At 72.3% G+C, this 16267-nt stretch carries 17 protein-coding genes; 6 read left to right on the top strand and 11 right to left on the bottom strand.

The features are described from left to right. The first annotated feature begins 115 nt into the window (after positions 1–115). Entirely contained in the window at positions 116–2467 is a 2352-nt protein-coding gene (locus CF165_RS06555; protein ID WP_093946511.1) for an alpha-L-fucosidase, read from the top strand. Here the strand turns inward: CF165_RS06555 and CF165_RS06560 are convergent. The 4 genes from CF165_RS06560 to CF165_RS06575 all read right to left on the bottom strand — a co-directional run bounded on the left by CF165_RS06560 (position 2448) and on the right by CF165_RS06575 (position 8637). Beyond that, complete coding sequence (locus CF165_RS06560) at positions 2448–4430, bottom strand: HelD family protein (protein WP_093946512.1); 1983 nt, start codon at positions 4428–4430, stop codon at positions 2448–2450. The two genes, CF165_RS06555 and CF165_RS06560, sit on opposite strands and share 20 nt — an antisense overlap. A gap of 86 nt (positions 4431–4516) precedes the next feature. Beyond that, positions 4517–5698: a 4-hydroxybenzoate 3-monooxygenase gene (locus tag CF165_RS06565; RefSeq protein ID WP_093946513.1), complete on the bottom strand. Its 1182-nt coding sequence runs from the start codon at positions 5696–5698 to the stop codon at positions 4517–4519. A gap of 33 nt (positions 5699–5731) precedes the next feature. After that, complete coding sequence (locus tag CF165_RS06570) at positions 5732–7216, bottom strand: ArnT family glycosyltransferase (protein ID WP_093946514.1); 1485 nt, start codon at positions 7214–7216, stop codon at positions 5732–5734. Between the two features lie 113 nt (positions 7217–7329). Then, the gene (locus CF165_RS06575; protein ID WP_093946515.1) at positions 7330–8637 is read right to left on the bottom strand and encodes a type III PLP-dependent enzyme domain-containing protein; all 1308 of its coding nucleotides are present in this window, start codon (positions 8635–8637) and stop codon (positions 7330–7332) included. A gap of 81 nt (positions 8638–8718) precedes the next feature. On the opposite strand from CF165_RS06575, the gene CF165_RS06580 reads away from it, so the two are divergent. Together CF165_RS06580 and CF165_RS06585 are read left to right on the top strand one after the other, a co-directional pair. Further along, positions 8719–9606, top strand: coding sequence for a LysR family transcriptional regulator (locus CF165_RS06580; RefSeq protein WP_093946516.1), 888 nt, complete (start codon positions 8719–8721; stop codon positions 9604–9606). A 332-nt stretch (positions 9607–9938) separates the two neighbouring features. Further along, complete coding sequence (locus CF165_RS06585; protein ID WP_158226739.1) at positions 9939–10133, top strand: DUF2630 family protein; 195 nt, start codon at positions 9939–9941, stop codon at positions 10131–10133. A 3-nt stretch (positions 10134–10136) separates the two neighbouring features. On the opposite strand, the gene CF165_RS06590 is transcribed toward CF165_RS06585, so the two are convergent. Both CF165_RS06590 and CF165_RS06595 read right to left on the bottom strand, forming a co-directional pair. Then, a complete protein-coding gene (locus CF165_RS06590) occupies positions 10137–10691 on the bottom strand; it encodes a hypothetical protein (protein ID WP_093946518.1) in 555 nt (184 codons plus the stop codon). Between the two features lie 12 nt (positions 10692–10703). After that, the gene (locus tag CF165_RS06595) at positions 10704–11993 is read right to left on the bottom strand and encodes an NAD(P)/FAD-dependent oxidoreductase (RefSeq protein ID WP_093946519.1); all 1290 of its coding nucleotides are present in this window, start codon (positions 11991–11993) and stop codon (positions 10704–10706) included. A 168-nt stretch (positions 11994–12161) separates the two neighbouring features. On the opposite strand from CF165_RS06595, the gene CF165_RS06600 reads away from it, so the two are divergent. Continuing rightward, entirely contained in the window at positions 12162–12548 is a 387-nt protein-coding gene (locus CF165_RS06600; protein WP_093946520.1) for an STAS domain-containing protein, read from the top strand. A gap of 56 nt (positions 12549–12604) precedes the next feature. On the opposite strand, the gene CF165_RS06605 is transcribed toward CF165_RS06600, so the two are convergent. The 3 genes from CF165_RS06605 to CF165_RS06615 are packed head-to-tail and all read right to left on the bottom strand — an operon-like array spanning position 12605 to position 13583. Beyond that, the gene (locus CF165_RS06605) at positions 12605–12871 is read right to left on the bottom strand and encodes a DUF4235 domain-containing protein (protein WP_093946521.1); all 267 of its coding nucleotides are present in this window, start codon (positions 12869–12871) and stop codon (positions 12605–12607) included. After that, the gene (locus CF165_RS06610; protein ID WP_093946522.1) at positions 12868–13173 is read right to left on the bottom strand and encodes a DUF3618 domain-containing protein; all 306 of its coding nucleotides are present in this window, start codon (positions 13171–13173) and stop codon (positions 12868–12870) included. Before CF165_RS06610 ends, CF165_RS06605 begins: the two co-directional genes overlap by 4 nt. Then, the gene (locus CF165_RS06615; protein ID WP_093946523.1) at positions 13170–13583 is read right to left on the bottom strand and encodes a phage holin family protein; all 414 of its coding nucleotides are present in this window, start codon (positions 13581–13583) and stop codon (positions 13170–13172) included. The genes CF165_RS06610 and CF165_RS06615 overlap by 4 nt, the downstream gene beginning before the upstream one ends. A 118-nt stretch (positions 13584–13701) precedes the next feature. Between CF165_RS06615 and CF165_RS06620 the strand changes: the two genes are divergently transcribed. After that, on the top strand, positions 13702–14163 hold the full coding sequence (locus tag CF165_RS06620) for an SRPBCC family protein (RefSeq protein WP_093946524.1): 462 nt from the start codon (positions 13702–13704) through the stop codon (positions 14161–14163). 147 nt (positions 14164–14310) lie between these two features. After that, positions 14311–14778, top strand: coding sequence for a hypothetical protein (locus CF165_RS06625; RefSeq protein WP_093946525.1), 468 nt, complete (start codon positions 14311–14313; stop codon positions 14776–14778). A 62-nt stretch (positions 14779–14840) separates the two neighbouring features. Here CF165_RS06625 and CF165_RS06630 read toward each other — a convergent pair whose 3' ends face one another. Continuing rightward, entirely contained in the window at positions 14841–15641 is an 801-nt protein-coding gene (locus CF165_RS06630; protein ID WP_093946526.1) for a GAF and ANTAR domain-containing protein, read from the bottom strand. Positions 15642–15684: 43 nt separating this feature from the next. Continuing rightward, positions 15685–16197 carry a hemerythrin domain-containing protein gene (locus CF165_RS06635; protein ID WP_093946527.1) on the bottom strand — a complete coding sequence of 171 codons (513 nt, stop codon included), beginning with the start codon at positions 16195–16197 and terminating at the stop codon, positions 15685–15687. Positions 16198–16267 lie beyond the last annotated feature (70 nt).

Here is a 16267-nt window from a genome sequence, read left to right on the forward strand (position 1 = left end):
AGGTCAAGCAGGAGGGTCAGTCATCGGATGAATCAGTTCCCCCAGCGACAGATGAGCCTTAAAGAGGCGAACTCTGCCGTCATTCCGCCGTAGTCATCCGATCCCTGGAGGTTCAGTGACGACCTTCCCCCGCCGTCAAGCTCTCGGCATGGCCCTCGGTGGCGCCGTCGCGCTCAGCGCGGCCGGCTTCACTCCCGCCGGTGCGGCCGTGCCCGTGAACGCCGCCCCTGACGGCCCCGACACCCCGATCGTCCCGCCGCCGCCACCCGTCCCGGTCGCGCTCGACACCTGGTTCACCAACGACGGCATCGACAGCGCGTCGGCGACCGGCGGTGACTTCGACGGGTCCGGCTACACCTTCCCCGCCGAGCACCTGCCCGCCGGGCAGACCACCACCGTCGGCGGCGTTCCGTTCAAGCTCGGGTCCGCGGCCGCCGGCGCGAAGAACAACATCGCCGCCACCGGACAGAAGCTCGATCTGCCGAAGGGCCGCTACTTCGTCGCGTACTTCCTGGTCGCCGCCAGCTACGGCACCTGTGGCGGCACGGCGACCGTGCACTACGCCGACGGCAGCACGAGCACCGGTTCCCTGTCCGGTCCGGACTGGTACACCGGCAACGGCGCCCTCGTCTCGCCGTTCCGCTACGCGCCCGGCGGGGTCGTCGACAACAACCCGGTTTCGCTGGCTACCGGGCAGGTCTGGGTCGACCCGGCCAGGGAAGCCGTCGCGCTGACCCTGCCCACCACCGCGAACCCGGCGCCGAACGTCTCCAGCCTGCACGTCTTCGCGCTCACCCTCCAGCCGGTGGCGGTCGGCCGTTCGGCGTTGATCCTGGACGGCCGCTCGACGGCCAACCTGCTGACCGACGGCGGCCCGCAGACCGCCGAAGCGACCATCGTCAACGCCGGGACCGTGTGGCTCGGCGCGGGCGACCGGGTGAGTGTCACCGTCGACGTCCCCGGCGGCCGGACCACCGTGCCGGCGGCCATCCGCGCGCTGGCGCCGGGGGAGCAGGCGACCGTGCGGCTCGGGCTCGCCCCGAACGCGTCCGTGCCGCCCGGGACCACCACGAACGGCCAGATCCGCGTCACCGCCGGGCGCGGCACGCTGGCCACGCAGCAGGTGCCGATCACCCTCGGCGTCCCGGACTTCCGGCCGACCGACGCGTCGCTCTCGACGCACCGCGCGCCCTACTGGTTCGACGACGCGAAGTTCGGCATCTTCATCCACTGGGGCGTGTACGCCGTGCCCGCGTGGGCGCCGGTCGGGCAGCAGTACGCGGAGTGGTACTGGCAGAACCAGCAGGACCCGAACGGGCCCACGTACGCCTACCACAAGGAGAAGTACGGCGAGAACTTCGTCTACGACGACTTCATCCCGCAATTCACCGCGGCGAAGTTCGACCCGCGGACCTGGCTGAAGCTGATCGCGGACGCGGGTGCCGAGTACTACGTCCTGACGTCCAAGCACCACGACGGCTTCGCGTTGTGGGACACCAAGGTGAGCGACCGCAACTCCGTCAAGCTCGGGCCGAAGCGGAACGTCATCGCCGAGCTGTTCGCGGCCTCGCGCAAGTACACCCCGCAGCTGCGCAACGGGCTGTACTTCTCGCTGCCGGAATGGTTCAACCCGGACAACCCGTGGATGGGCCACGCGCCGCGCAACCCCTACACCGGGGCGCCTCTGCCCTACACCGGATACACCGCGGGCAAGGACTTCGTCCGCGACTACCAGGCGCCGCAGGTGCTGGAGCTGATCTCGGAGTTCGACCCCGACGTGCTGTGGTTCGACATCGGCGGCGTCAACGACAGCCGGAACGTGCTCACCGAGTACTTCAACCACGCGAAGAACCGCAAGCGCCCCAAGGACGTCACCTACAACGACCGCGGCGGCATCCCGGACCACGACTTCACGACGCCGGAGTACACGACATACCCGAACACCGTGGTGGCGAAGTGGGAGGCGAGCCGCGGCCTCGACCCGTTCTCCTACGGCTACAACCGAGCGACCCCCGACGCGAAGTACATGACGGCGGAGGAGGTCGTCCGGACCCTCGTCGACATCGTCTCGAAGAACGGCAACTTCCTGCTCGACATCGGCCCGGACTTCGACGGCACCATCCCCGACGTCATGCAGCGGCACCTGCGGGACGCGGGTGCGTGGCTGAAGGTCAACGGCGAGGCGATCTACGGCACGACGTACTGGTCCCGGATGGCGCAGCTCGGCGACCTCCGCTTCACGGTGAAGCAGAATGAGGCGTTCTACGTGCATTCGCTGGTGGCGCCGGGCAGCCGCCTGGTCGTGGACGCCCCGGTCCCGATCCGCACGGGTGACCGGGTGACCATGCTCGGGTACCGCGGGAATCTGCACTGGACGGTCGAGAACGGCTCGCTGGTCATCGACGTCCCGGCCGCGGCCCGGCAGGCGGGCCGCTTCGCCTGGGTGTTCAAGATCGCCTGGAGCTGACCCGCCGTTCGGTCAGCGAACGCAGTTCTCGCGGGACCGGCCCGGGATGGACCACGCCCAGCCGCTGGGTGGCGCGCGTCATCGCCACGTAGAGGTCGTTGGGTCCGTGCGGGCCGGCCGCGAGGACGGCGGCGGGGTCGGCGATCACGACCGAATCGAACTCGAGGCCCTTCGCCTCGGCCGGGGTCAGCAGTACCACCTTGGCGGTCAGGTCCGGCGGCACGCTCAGCGACAGAGCGGCCGCCAGTTCGCGGGTCTCCGGCGCGATGATCGCCACCTGCCCCTCGGTGTGCTCGTCGACGAGTTCGGCGAGCACACCGGGCACGTCGGCGGCCGCCTGGCGCCACGGCGGCTTTCCGCTCGCCCGCACCGACACCGGGGGCCGCAACTCGGGGTGGTGCGTGGCGAGCAGCTCCGCCGCGACCTCCATGATCTCGACCGGAGTGCGGTAGCTGACGGTCAGCTCCGCGAGCCGGTGCGGCCGCGGCACCCGGTCCCACGACGCCGCGCCCGCCGCGCTCCCGGTCTGGGCCGGGTCTCCGACGATGGTCATCGACCGGGACGGGCAGCGGCGCACCAGCATCCGCCAGTCCATTTCGGACAGTTCCTGGGCCTCGTCGACCACCACGTACCCGAACACCGGCACGCTCTCGCCGATCAGCGCGGCGGCCTCGTCCAGCAGCGGGACGTCCGCGGCACTCCACGGCCCCTCGACCACCTCCGCGGGAGCCAGGGGCGGCCACAGCTCGTCGAGCACGTCCCGGACGCCGGCGTCGCCGAGCAGCGCCGTCCGCAAGGCTTGCCGGTCCAGCTCGTCCAGCAGGGCACGCGGGCCGTCGTCTTCGTCCGGGCCGAGCACCACACCCGCGGCGGCCAGCGCTTGCAGCTCGGCTTCGCCGAGGCGGCCGTCGGCACTGCCGCCGTCGAGTGCTTCGCCGGTCTCGGTGAACGCGACCGCCTCCATCCGGTCGACCAGCTCCCCGGTCAGGGTGGTCACGACCGCCCGGTGGAACACCTCCCGGGCCTGGTTGTGCGGCAGCCCGGTCTCCCTGGCCTTGCGGACGGCCCGGCGCACCACCGCCGGGTCCAGCCGCAGGACCTGCTGCTCGAACTCGACGTCCACCGGCTCCTCGGGCACCCGGACGGTGGCCCGCACCGCCTCGGCCAGCCGGGATGCCATGTCCGCCCGCCCCTTGCGGGCGGCTTCCGCCGCGGAGTCCGCCCGGGTGACCGCGACGCCGGGAAGAAGATCGGGCACGGTCGCCGTCACCACCCGGTTCTCGCCGAGCCCGGGCAGCACCTGGCCGATGTAGTCGAGGAACACCCGGCTCGGGCCGATGACGAGCACGCCGCGGGTACGCAGGTGTTCGTGGGTGTACAGCAGGTACGCGACCCGGTGCAGCGCGACGGCCGTCTTGCCCGTGCCCGGTCCGCCTTCCACGACGAGCACGCCCCGGGCGTCGTCCCGGATGATGCGGTCCTGCTCGGCCTGGAGTGTCGTGACGATGTCGCGCATGCGCCCGGTGCGCTCGGCCGTGACCGCGGCGAGCAACGCGGCCTCGCCGACCAGCCCGTCGCTGGGCCCGTCCGGATCGAGCAGCTCGTCGTCCACGGCGACGACGGTCCGGCCGCGGGTGGTGATCCGCCGCCGTCGCACGACTTCGCCCGGCTCGGCGGCGGTCGCGGTGTAGAACGGCCGGGCGGCGGGCGCGCGCCAGTCCACCAGCAGGGCCTCGTCCTTCTCGAACAGCCCGAGCCGTCCGATGTGGACACGCCGGCCGCCGGTCAGGTCCAGCCGGCCGAAGCACAGCCCGTCCTCGACCGCCGCCAGCCGTGCCACCTCGGCCTGCCACACGTCCGGCGCGTGGCCGCGCGCGAGCGCGGCGGCCGCCTCCTCCCGCAACGCGTCGAGGCGGGCGTAGAGAACGTTCACGTGGTCCTGCTCAGCGGCGATTTCCGGCATGCCGCCGAGCGTGCCCGCGATCTCGCGGAAAGTGCAGTCTTGTTCTTCTTGACAACCCCTGCCGCGCTCAGAAAGCACAGCCGTGCTCAGAAGTCGGCGTTTTTGCCGATGTACAGCTCCGCGAACGCGGCCGCCGCGGCGGGGGAACCCAGCAGACGGCGCATCCGGGCCTCCGCGACGCGGGCCAGGAACGGGTTCTCCGCCCCGGCGGCCGTGTGGTGGAAGATGTCCGACAGCCACAGCGAAAACTCCTGGTACTGCCAGACCAGCGGCAGGCAGGCGGCGGAGTACCCGGCCAGCGGTGCCGGGTCGCCCGCGTAGTACGCCGCCAGCGCGTCGGTCAGCAGGAACGCGTCGTGCAGGGCGAGGTTCATGCCCTTCGCCGCGATCGGCGCGACCAGGTGCGCCGACTCGCCCGCCAGGTGCAGCCGGCCGTGCGACATCGGCTCCACGACGGAGTTGTGCATGTCGAGGATCCGCTTCTCGAACAGCTTGCCCTCGACGATCTCGCCGCCGGGCACGGCCAGCCGCGCGTGCAGCTCCCGCCACACCCGCTCGTCCGGCCAGTCCGCCTCGGTCTCGCCCGGCGCGGTCTGCAGGTAGAACCGCGTCACCGTGGGCGTGCGTGCCATGTGTGCGGCGAACCCGCGCGGGTGGATGCCGAACAGCACGCCGTCGGCGGACGGCGGCGCCTCCGCGAGCAGCGCGAGCCACCCGATTCCGTAGTCGTGATGGGCTCGGACTGCGGATTCCGGCAGGTAGCTCGCAGAGACGCCGCGGGCACCGTCGCAGCCGGCGACGAAGTCGCAGTCGATCCGGTGCTCGCCGCCGTCGGCCCGGAACGTGACGGCGGGGGAGTCCGAAGTCAGGTCGTGCAGCCGGACGTCGGATACCTCGAAGACCGCCTCGCCGCCCGCGTCGACGTACTGCGCGACGAGATCGGTCACCAGAAGCTGTTGCGGGTAGACGAAATGCCGCTGCCCGGTGACGTCGCCGTAGCGGAAGACGTGCCGCTGCCCGGCGAACCGGAACTCGAACTTCTCGTGCCGCGGCGCCTTCGCGACGAGCTGCTCGCCGAGGCCGCGTCGTTCGAGCCCGCGGACCGCCCACTCCTCGATGAACCCGGCCCGCGGCCGCTGTTCGATGAACGCCCGGCTTTCCCGCTCCAGCAGCACGCAGCCGATCCCCGCGCGCCGCAGGAGGTTCGCCACCGTGAGTCCGGCCGGGCCCGCCCCCAGCACGGCCACCGCCGTGCGCGTCGACACCATGCGCCCGAGGGTAGCGCGAACCGGACGAACCGCTCAGTAGTAGTGCCGCAGCTGGGGCCACGCCACGGACCAGGGCCGCGTCAGCGAACACAGCGAGAGCACGACGCCCTGCTCGTCGTTGTCGACGCCGTCGGCGTTGCGGTGTTTCGCGACCGGACGGCACCCGGTGATCAGCCGGGACGCGGGTGTGCCCGGCTGGATCCGCCCGATGAGCAGCACCGGCCCGACCAGCCGGTCCGGCGGCGGTCCCCAGTCGGCGTACGACATGTGCGGCGAGTACGGCTGGGGCAGCCCGCGTTCGGGACCGTAGCGCTCGATCGCCCCGGCTTCGCCGTAGTTCCCGGCGAGGATCACCGCGGTGTCGCGTTCGGTGTCCGGAATCCGCTGCCAGGCGCCCGCGACGCTGTCGGCGAAGTCCGGCCAGCCGACCTGTTCGCCCGGTTCCTTGTTCATCGCGAGCAGGGGACCGTTCAGCGCCGGCGCGGGCACCACGGGGAGTCCGATGAGGACGGACACGGCCACGCACACCGCGGCGGCCGCAGCGATCAGCGCGCGGCGCACCGTCCCGCCGCGGCCCAGCCACCGCAGCACCGGCTCGGCGCCCAGCGCCACCAGCGGCAGCAGCAGCGGCACCGAGTAGTACGGCTTGCCGCCGAGGACCAGGAGCTCGAGGCAGACCACCGGGTAGGCGATCGCCAGTGCGCGAGCCCAGCGCAGGCCGGGGTCACGCCAGGGCCGCACGAGCCCGGCGATCCAGACCGGCACCAGGACCGGCGAAAGGAGGACCAGCTGCATCGGCACGAACAGGACACGGTTTTCGACGCCGTCGTCCTCGCTGATGCCGCCGGCGACGGTCAGCATCGGCCAGCCGTGCGACGCCTGCCAGAGCACCACCGGGGCCGCGAGCACGACGGCGATCCCGGCGCCGGCCGCGAGCCACCAGGTCGCGAGCACCCGGCGCGGCCCGGCGACGGCCACCCCGACGCCGAGCCCGGACAACAGGAGCAGGACCAGCCACTTGTTCGCCAGGCCGAGCCCGGTGGCGGCCCCGACGGCGAGCCACCACCGGCCGTCGCCGGTGCGCAGCAACCGCAGGCCGAAGAACGCGATCAGCGACCACAGCAGCACGTCCGCGGAGTTCGTGGCCAGCATGTGCGACACGACCAGCACGTAGGTCGACAACGCCGTCGAGATCGCGGTGAACAGCTGGACGCCGCGGCCGCCGCCGAACTCGCGGGCGATGAGCGCGACGACCACCACGGTCGCCATGCCCAGCAGCGTGGCGGCGACCCGCAGTCCCATCGGCGTCTCGCCGAACAACGCCGTCGACGCGCGGGCGAGCCACGGCGTGATCGGCGGGTTGTCGACGTAGCCCCAGTCCGGACGGCGGCCCGCCGCGACGAAGTACAGCTCGTCGCGGTGGAAGCCGTAGCGCCCGGACAGCGCCGTCAGCACGACGGCTTGGACCGCGACGACGATTCCCACTGGCAGCGCGGCGAACCGCGGTAGCTGTGACAACCGGGCCTCCGGCCCGGGCCGGGGGCTCCGCCACCCGGACCCCCGAAAAGCTCGTACTCGACCGGCCCCCATGGCAGTCTCCCCTCGGCGTGCCCGGGATCGTACGCGGTCGATCACGCAGCCGGGAGCGCTCCGAGGAATTCGCCGCCGGCGTCGGCGACCAGCTCGGCCAGGGACTGTGCGCGGCGAATCGGCGTGAACTCCACGTGACCGCGCGAGGACACGGTGAACCCGTGCACGGCCGGGCGCGGCAGCGTGTTGTAGGCGTAGTGCGCGCCGAAGTAGTACGCGCCGGTGTCGTGGGCGAGGACGAGGTCGCCGGGTTCCAGCAGCGGCAGGGGACGCTCGCGGGCGAGAAGGTCGCCGGCGAAGCACAGCGGACCGGCGATGTCCTGCGGCACGTCGGGCCCCGGCTTCGGGGTGCCGGTGGCGTCGAACGCGCCGAGCCGCAGCGGCCAGTGCTCCGGCTGCAGCACCGTGCGGGCGGCCACCTGGGCGCCCGCGTGCGTCACCGCGATGGGCCTGCCGCCGGCGACCTTCGTGTACTCCACCGTGCTGACCAGGAAGCCGTTCTTCGCCAGCAGGGACCGGCCGAACTCGGTGACGAAGCCGTAGCGCCCGTCGGCGAGAGCGGGAACGCGGGCGAGCAGCGTCGCGACGTAGCCGGCGTAGGTCGGGCCCGGGTCTTCGGAGGCGAAGTTCACCGGGAGCCCGCCTCCGAGGTCGAGGCTGGTGACCTGCCGGTACCCCGCTTCGGTGTTGATCTCCTCGGCGAGTTCGTGCACCGCGGCGACGCCTTCGGCCATCAGCTCCGGCGGGCAGCCCTGCGAGCCGACGTGGACGTGCAGCCGGGTCAGCCACGGCCGTCGTGCGAAGGACTCCAGCAGCAGGGCCCGGTTTCCGTTGTCCCGCAGGGGAATGCCGAACTTGGACGCGGCGGTGGCGGTGCTGGTGTCGCCGATCCGGCCGGCGCCGACCTGCGGGTTGATCCGCAGGCCCAGCACCGACCGCGGCGGGGCCGCGCCGACCAGCCGGTCGAGCCGGGCGAGCTCCTGGAAGTTGTCCGCGTTGACCGCGGTGCCCTCGGCCAGCGCGTGCGCGAGCTCGGCGGTGGTCTTGGCGGGGGAGTCGAGCACCAGCCGCGCGCCGCGAAGCCCGGCGGCTTCCGCGACCGCCGTCTCGCCGGGGCTCGCGACCTCGGCGTCGACCCCGAGGTCGCCGAGGAACCGCAGGAGCGGGGCGAGGCCGCACGCCTTGGCGGCGACCGTGTGCTGGACGCGGCCGAGCGGCGCGAACGCCTTGGTCAGGTCCTCGACGGCCTCGCGGACACCGGCGAGGTCGACGAACCCGGCCATCGGGTCGACGAGGTTCTGCTCCGCGGCGGCGGAGAGAGCGCGGAGTTTGCGTTCGGTGCGGTTCATGTTCCCAGGACAGCAGCGGCCGGCACGGCGGGTCCAAGACTTCGTCCCGATGACATCATAGGTCAGCCCTATAGTGGCTGGGTGGACCTGCGCCGATGGCACTACTTCGTCGTGCTCGCCGAAGAGATGCACTTCACCAAGGCGGCCGCTCGCCTGTTCGTGTCGCAGCCGTCGCTGAGCCAGCAGATCCGCGCGTTCGAAGCCGAACTCGGCGTCGCGCTGCTGGACCGCTCGGGTCCGCGGTTCGCGTTGACCGAGGCGGGACACGTCGCCGCGGGGGAGGCCCGCGAACTGCTCGACCGCTTGAACCGCGCGCGAGGCGTGATCGCCGCGGCCGGCCGAGGCGACACGGGACGGCTGCGGATCGCCTACACGCGTTCGGCGCCGGGCCCGCTGGCCGGCGACCTGGTCGCGGCGTACCGCGCGCGGCACCCGGGTGTCGAGCTGGCCCTGGAAACGGGCTGGACCAGCCTCAACCTGGCCCGGCTGGCGGCGGGCGAGATCGACGTCGGCTTCGTGCGGCCGCCGGTGAGCGCCCCGCACGTCGAGGTCGCCGTCGTCGGCTCGGAGGAGGTCCTGCTCGCGCTGCCGCACACCCACGCGCTGGCCCGCCGCCGCGGCCGCGTACGGCGGGCCTCGATCGCCGCCGAGCCGGTGGTGTTCTGGCCCCGGGAGAACGGCCCCGGCCAGTACGACGCGATCAGCGGCCAGGTCTGGCCGGGCGGGCTGCCGCCGATCGTCCGCGAGGAACCCGAGGACGAGCAGCTGATGCGCGCGGTCGCCGAAGGCGCGGGCATCGCCGCGGTGCCGGAACACCGGGCGCGGGCGTTGCGCCGCAGGGGCGTGGTGCTGCGGCGGCTGGAGGAACCGGCGCCGAGGATCGACCTCGGCCTCGCCTGGCGAGCGGGCCCGCTGCCCCCGGTGGTCCGAGCCTTCGTCGATCTGGCCCGCGAGGGGCCCGGCTCGTGATCGAAGGGTCAGGACGCGTGATTGGAGAGTCAGCACGCGTGATTTAAGGGACGACACGCCGGATCGAGCCTGGTTTCGCCGTGTCGACCCGCCAATCACGCGTGTCGACCCTCTGATCACGCGTGTCGGCTCTCGCCCGGGCCCCGCGGGCGCGCACCAGTTCGGCGACCTCGATCACCCGCGCGAGGCTGCCGGCGCGGCGTACCAAGCCGGGCAAAAGCAGGCCGCCCCTGCGCGGTAGGTGACCGTTGCCACGAAGTCATCGGCCGTGACTGTGGTCGGATTGGTACGGTCGGCACAGTATGCTCGCGGGCGGACAGGAGGGATTTCCGATGGCAGCGCACGAAATCACCGACCGCATCGCCGAGCTGATCGACGAAGAGCACCGGCTGCGCACCGCCGCCCTCCACCACGGCGGGCTGACCCCGGACGAGCGCCTCCGGCTGAAGGACCTCGAACGACGGCTGGACGCGGCGGTCGAGCTGCTGCACCGCCGCCAGGCGCTCGCCGCCTTCGACGACGACTGAGCCTCAACCCTCGCCGAGGGCCGAGCGCACCGCCGCGACGACGTCGGGGTGGCCGAGCGGCAATGGCGGCGGCACGCGGTCTTCCGGGCTCTCGGTGCTGGAGGCGATCAACCGCACGTCGGTGCCCGCCTCGCGCAGCTTCGCGACGACGTCGTCGTGCTCGGCCAGCCAGGCTTCGTTGGCCGCCGACGCGTCGCCGGAGGGAAGGAACGCGTCCGAAGCCGGGTCGACCAGGAGCAGCCGCGCCGCCGCGCCCGGGTGGCGTTCGACGAGCTGGAGGGCTTCCGCCGCGAAGGGACCGCTCGCCACGACGGTGATCTCGGGATCGCCGGGACCGGCGTCGCCGACGAGGTCGTCGGCCTCGGTCAGGGCGCCGCCGACGGGGACCCGGCACCAGAAGACGCCCCGCCGCTCCGCCAGGGGCCGCCAGGTCGCGGGCAGCTCGTCGTGCTTCCCGGCGCCCGCCGGGTCGAGGACGATCACCTTGGGGCCCGCCGGGTCGCCGGCGGTCACCACGGACGGGCCTTCGGAGCGGACAGGTTCGTGTTCGGCGGTCATCGGGCCAACCTTTCAGCGTCGGGGGAGTTCGGGGGTGTCCGTGTCGAGCGGCACGGCGCCGGACCGGACGAGTCCCAATTGGACGGTCTGGCGGCCGGTCAGCGCCTCCAGCGCCCAGTCGGTGGCCGTGCGCAGCCGGTTCCCCGGCATCGCCATGAGGTGGTAGCCGCGTGTCACGGCCTTCGCCGGGCGTCCGGAAAGCGGGATGTGCAAGGGGTTCGCCGCGGCGGCACCGGCACCGAGGTCGACGACGAAGCCGAGGTCGTGGTGCCGGTAGGTGCCGGGGCGGCCGTACCCGAGCGACGCCGCGACGTTGCGCCCGGCGAGCTTCCCCTGCCGCTGCGCGTGCTGCGCGGTCATCGCGGTGTACTGGCCCGGACGGGTGAGATCGGGCACCGCGGCCGCGTCGCCGCAGGCGAACACGTCGTCGTGACCCGGCACGTTCAGCCGCTCGGTGACCACCAGCCTGCCCTTCGCGGTCTCGAGCCCCAGCTCGGCCACGAGCGGGTCCGGCCGCACGCCCACGCACCACACGAGGGTGTGCGTCGGCACGGAGTCCCCGTTCGTCAGCGTGACGCCCTTGTCGCCGGCCTGGTCCACCGAAGTCTTCATCAGCACTTCGACGCCGCGGGCGCGCAGCACCTCGTCGGCGGTCCGGCCGAGCCGCTTGCCGAGCTCGGGCAGCACCCGCTCGGCGACGTCGAGCAGCAGCCACCGGATCTTCTGCCCGGCCAGCTCGGGGTGGCGAGCGGCCAGCGCTTCGGTGAACGCTGGGCCCTGCGCGGCCACTTCCGTGCCGGTGTAGCCGGCGCCGACGACCACGAACGTGCAGCGGGCGTCGCGCTCGGCCGGGTCTTCGGCCGCGGCGGCCAGTTCGATCTGCCGGGTGATGTGGTCGCGCAGGTACAGCGCTTCCGGCACGCCGCGGAAGCCGTGCGCGTACTCCGGGACACCCGGGATCGGCAACAGCTTGTTGACGCTGCCGGCCGCGAGCACGAGCCGGTCATACCCGATCCGGTGTTCGTTGTCCTCCGGATCGGTGTAGGCGACGTGGCGGGAGTCGAAGTCGACACCGGTCGCGACGCCGAGCACGAGCCGGACCCCGGGCAGCGTCTCGGGGATCGAGACGGCGACCCGCCGCGGGTCGAGGATCCCGGCTGCCACTTCGGGCAGCAAAGGCAGGTAGAGAAAGTAGTCCGTCGGGTTGAGGATGACGATTTCGACGTCGTCCCCGGCCTCTTTCCGCAGGCTCTTCGCGGTGTGGTAGCCGGCGAAACCGCCGCCGACGATCACGACACGCATGGATCTCCTTCCGGTCGGATCTCCTCGTCCCGAACGGATTACCCGAGGTCGGAGCCGGGAAACCCGCGGGGTTGACCTCTCGCCCCAGTGGCGTACGGTCAGGGGCGTTGGCTGTTGTTCAGACACGTGCTCCGGTCAGCGCCCCTGCACACCGCGAAAGGGAGCGCCATGGACGACTGTTTCCGCACGATCGACGAACCGTCCGGCCTGACCGTCACCACGATCGAGAGATCCGGCGGGATTCAGGTCCTCACCTTGGTGGGCGACATCGACGCCGCCACGGTCGGCACCCTCGACGACGCCCTTGCCACCGGCGACCGGCTGGTCGCCGACCTGTCCCGGGTGGCCTTCCTCAGCTGCGCCGGGGTCCGGTCGCTGCTGCGGGCGAACGCCCGCACCGAACTCGCGGTCGTCCCCGGCGGCCGCGCGGTGACGCGCTCGCTCGAGGCCACCGGCGCCGACCTGGTGCTGAAGATCCACCCGCGGGTCGGGGCCGCGCTCGCCGGCCTGGCGCCGGAGCCCCGCCGGGAGATGGAGCCCCGCCGCGAGATCTGACTGTCCTGTGTGGATGGTGACGGCCGGGGGCTCCGCCGTCCGGAGCCCCCGGAAGTTCACTCGTCGCCCGGCCAGTCGCCGGTGGCCTTGCGGTAGCCGACCGCACCGGCCCGCTCGGTGGCGGCCTTGACGGCGCCGAAGATCGCGCCCTGCACCGCCGCCGCGACGATCACCTGCCGCCAGCTGTAGTCGCGGTCGGTGGCTTCCGGGGCGTCCTCTTCGCCGGCCACGCGCATCCAGACCTGTTTGAACGCCTGGCCGGCGAGGATGCCGCCCAGCGCGCCCACCACCCAGCTCAGCGGCTTGTAGAGCACCTTGTTCACGAGTTCCTCCGTCGCAGGATCAGGCGGATCACGATCACCAGGCCCAGCACGCCGGCGAAGACCGGCAGCGGGTGGGCGCGGACGGCGTCGGCGCCCTGGCGGAACTTGACCGCGGTCGGTTCGTTCGTCACGTCGGCGACCTTCGCGGTCGCCTGGTCGAGCTTTTCGTCGACGCTTTCGGAGACCCTGGTCTTCACGTCGAGCTTCTGCCCGAGCGCCTCCAGGGTTTCGGTGAGCTCTTCCCGGGTGGTGTCCCGGTCGAGCCGCGCCTCCTCGGCGTTCTTCGGGAAGTCCCCGCTCATGCCCGCACTCCCTGTTTCACGGTGTCCACGTCTTCGCGGACGCCGGTGATCGCTTCTTCGGGCACCGGCGGAACCGCCTGGGAGACCTCCTTCTTGCCGATCAGCGCGGCGATCCCGGCCACCACGAACAGTGCCACCGCGACGATCACCGCCGCCAGCCAGCCCGGCAGGACGAGCGCCAGCGCCAGCACCGCGGCCGCCACCAGCGTGCCGGCGCCGAGGAACGCGAACAGGCCCGCCGCGCCGAACAACCCGGCGCCGAAGCCCATCTTCTTGCCCTTGCGCTGCATTTCGAAGACCGCCAGCCGGATCTCGTCGCGGACCAGCCGCTTGACCTCGTCGGTCAGGTCCGCCACCAGCTCGCCGACCGAACGTTCGGCCGCCGGTTTCTTGTTCACCTCTTCGATCACGGAACACCTCCTTGGCCTGGCCGCCGGATACCCGGGCCCGGCGCTGGTCAACCACGGCGGGTTTGACCCCGGCAGCACCGGGTAGCCGGACTTTTCGACCACCGATCAGGAGGAGTGCATGAGCACGATCACCGAAGTCGTGGACGTGGAAGTCCCCGTCACCACCGCGTACAACCAGTGGACGCAGTTCGAGGAGTTCCCGAAGTTCATGGAGGGCGTCGAGGAGATCCGCCAGGTGGACGCCACCCACACCCACTGGGTGACGCGGTTCGGTGGCGTGACGCGCGAATTCGACGCGACGATCACCGAACAGCACCCCGACGAGCGGGTCGCCTGGACGTCCGACTCCGGGCCGGACCACGCCGGTGTCATCACCTTCCACCGGCTCGACGACGCGCACACGCGGGTGACCGCGCAGATGGAGATCGACCCGGAGGGGTTCGCCGAGAACGTCGCCGACAAGCTCGGCGTGCTCGACCGCCGGGTGAAGGGCGATCTCAAGCGGTTCAAGGAGTTCATCGAGCAGCGCGGCCGGGAGACCGGCACCTGGCGTGGTGACGTGGACCGCCCCGGTTCGTAACCCGTCCGTACGGAACACGCGGCGGGGCGAGTGCATCTCGCCCCGCCGTTTTCGCGTCCGGGCACTTTCACGGGGTGACCGCGGCGTTTCCCTCTGCGACCTGCAGGGTATTCCTCCGGCAAGGTCCCCCAGGAAGGAGCGTCCGGCATGACCACGAACGCGTATCTGTCGTTCCTCGCGATCGGCGTCGCGCTGGTCCTGATAGACGGGCAGATCATCTACCGCAGCGGCCGCCGGTACCTGGAGAACTCCTACGGCGACCCGGCGGCGGGCGCTTCGATGACCCGCCTCGTCACCGTGCTGTTCCACCTCGCGACGCTGGGTGTGCTGGCGCTGATCTCGACCATCGACATGGGCGAAAGCGACCTGCCCGGCGTGGTCGGGCGGATCGGCGTGCTGCTGCTGATCCTGGCGCTGGCGCACGCGATCACCCTCGGCGTGCTGGCCCGCATCCGCGGCGAGCAGGAGGTCGAGGCGGTCGTCCAGCGCGGCCCCCGGCCGCGGGTCGAGCCGGAGCAGCAGGGCCCGACGGTCACTCCGGTGCCGGGCCAGGACGGCCACTACCCGGCGGCGAGCCCGTCGCTGGAGAACCGGTCCCCGTACTCCGCGCCGTAAGTCGTACACGAACCCCAGGGCGGCCACTTTCCCGGAGGAGAGTGGCCGCCCTGGGTCGCGGGTCAGGCCTCGGCGGCGGGCAGGTCGACCTCGGTGTGCCGCGTGGCGAGCGTCCTCGCCAGGTCGGCGAGCTTGACGTTGAGATCCTGCGACGCGCGGCGCAGCACGTCGAAGGCCTCGTCGGCCGTGATGCCGCGGCGCTGCATCAGGATGCCCTTCGCCTGGCCGATGACGTCGCGGCTGTCGACCGCGCGGCGCAGGTGCGCCGACTCCAGCTCGGCCGTGACCACGGCTTCGGTGTGGGCCAGCGCCAGGGACGCGTGCGTCGCCAGCAGCAGCGCGATGTCGATCGCGGGCCCGCCGAACGCGCCCGGCGTGCGCGAGTAGACGTTCAGCGCGCCCGAGAGCCGGGGCGGCCGGGCGTCCGGGAGCAGGGCCGTGGCCAGCACCGAGTGGTAGCCGTGCCGGGCCGCGGCCGGGCCGAACGCCGGCCAGCGCGCGTCGCGCCCGAGGTCCTGGGACCAGCCGATGGCCGGGCCGTCCGGGCGCGCCGATTCCACGCACGGACCTTCTTCGTGGTCGTACTGCACCTGGTCGAGCCGCTCGGCGACCGGGTGGGTCCCGACGGGGGTGTGGAAGGTGCCGTCGGCGGCGCGCAGGGTGACGCTGACCAGGTCGGCGTCCGGGATGAGCGCGGTCGCGGCCCCGACGACGAGCTTGAGCACCCCGCCGACGGTCGGCGTCGCGTCGAGCAGCGTCCGCGTCAGGTCGGCGAACTGCCGCGCCAGCGGACCCGGCGCCTGCGCACCGTCCCGCCCGAACCAGGCCCGGTCCCGGGCCCACTCTTCTTCGCCGACGCTCATCGGTCCTCGCTGTCTCCTCCGAAATCGGGGGCGGAGTGTCCATTCAACCCGACGCCGGCGCCCGCAGCGCTGCACGGGCCCGATCGACGAACCCCGGCCCCGGCCACAGCTGGTCAGCCTGCGGCAGCCGGTCGGCGAGATCCGGGTGCGGCACCGTCTTCGCGGCGTCCCGGATTTCGAGCACCTCCTTGCCCAGTTCGGCCCGCCGCTGCGGGGAACACCTGCGCCGGACCTCGTCCACGGCTGTGGGTCCTTCGTCGCGGACGTGCCGCCGGATCGCGCGGATGAGCCCGCCCAGCAGGCGCTCGAACCGGGTCTCCTGCGGCCCCGCGCCCTCCAGCTGCCGCATGAGGCGGTCCGCCTCGGCGAGATCGCCCTCACCGTCGAGGTAGGGCTCTTCGGCGACGGCGTGCCGGACCAGCTCGGCGATCAGGTGGTCGGCCAGGTCCTTGCGGTTCTCCGGGCTGCCCTGGCCGAGTTCGAGCTCGGTGCAGAGCCGGTCGAGCTCGCGGTGGTCGCCGGCGAGGACGGTCGTCAGGTCGGTCGCGCCGTTCATGCACTCTCCTGGTCCGGACGTCGGGATTCCGGACCCGGATACCCGCTGCTCGGACGCCGAATCCCGTGTC

Source organism: Amycolatopsis vastitatis, from assembly GCF_002234595.1.
GTDB lineage: Bacteria > Actinomycetota > Actinomycetes > Mycobacteriales > Pseudonocardiaceae > Amycolatopsis > Amycolatopsis vastitatis.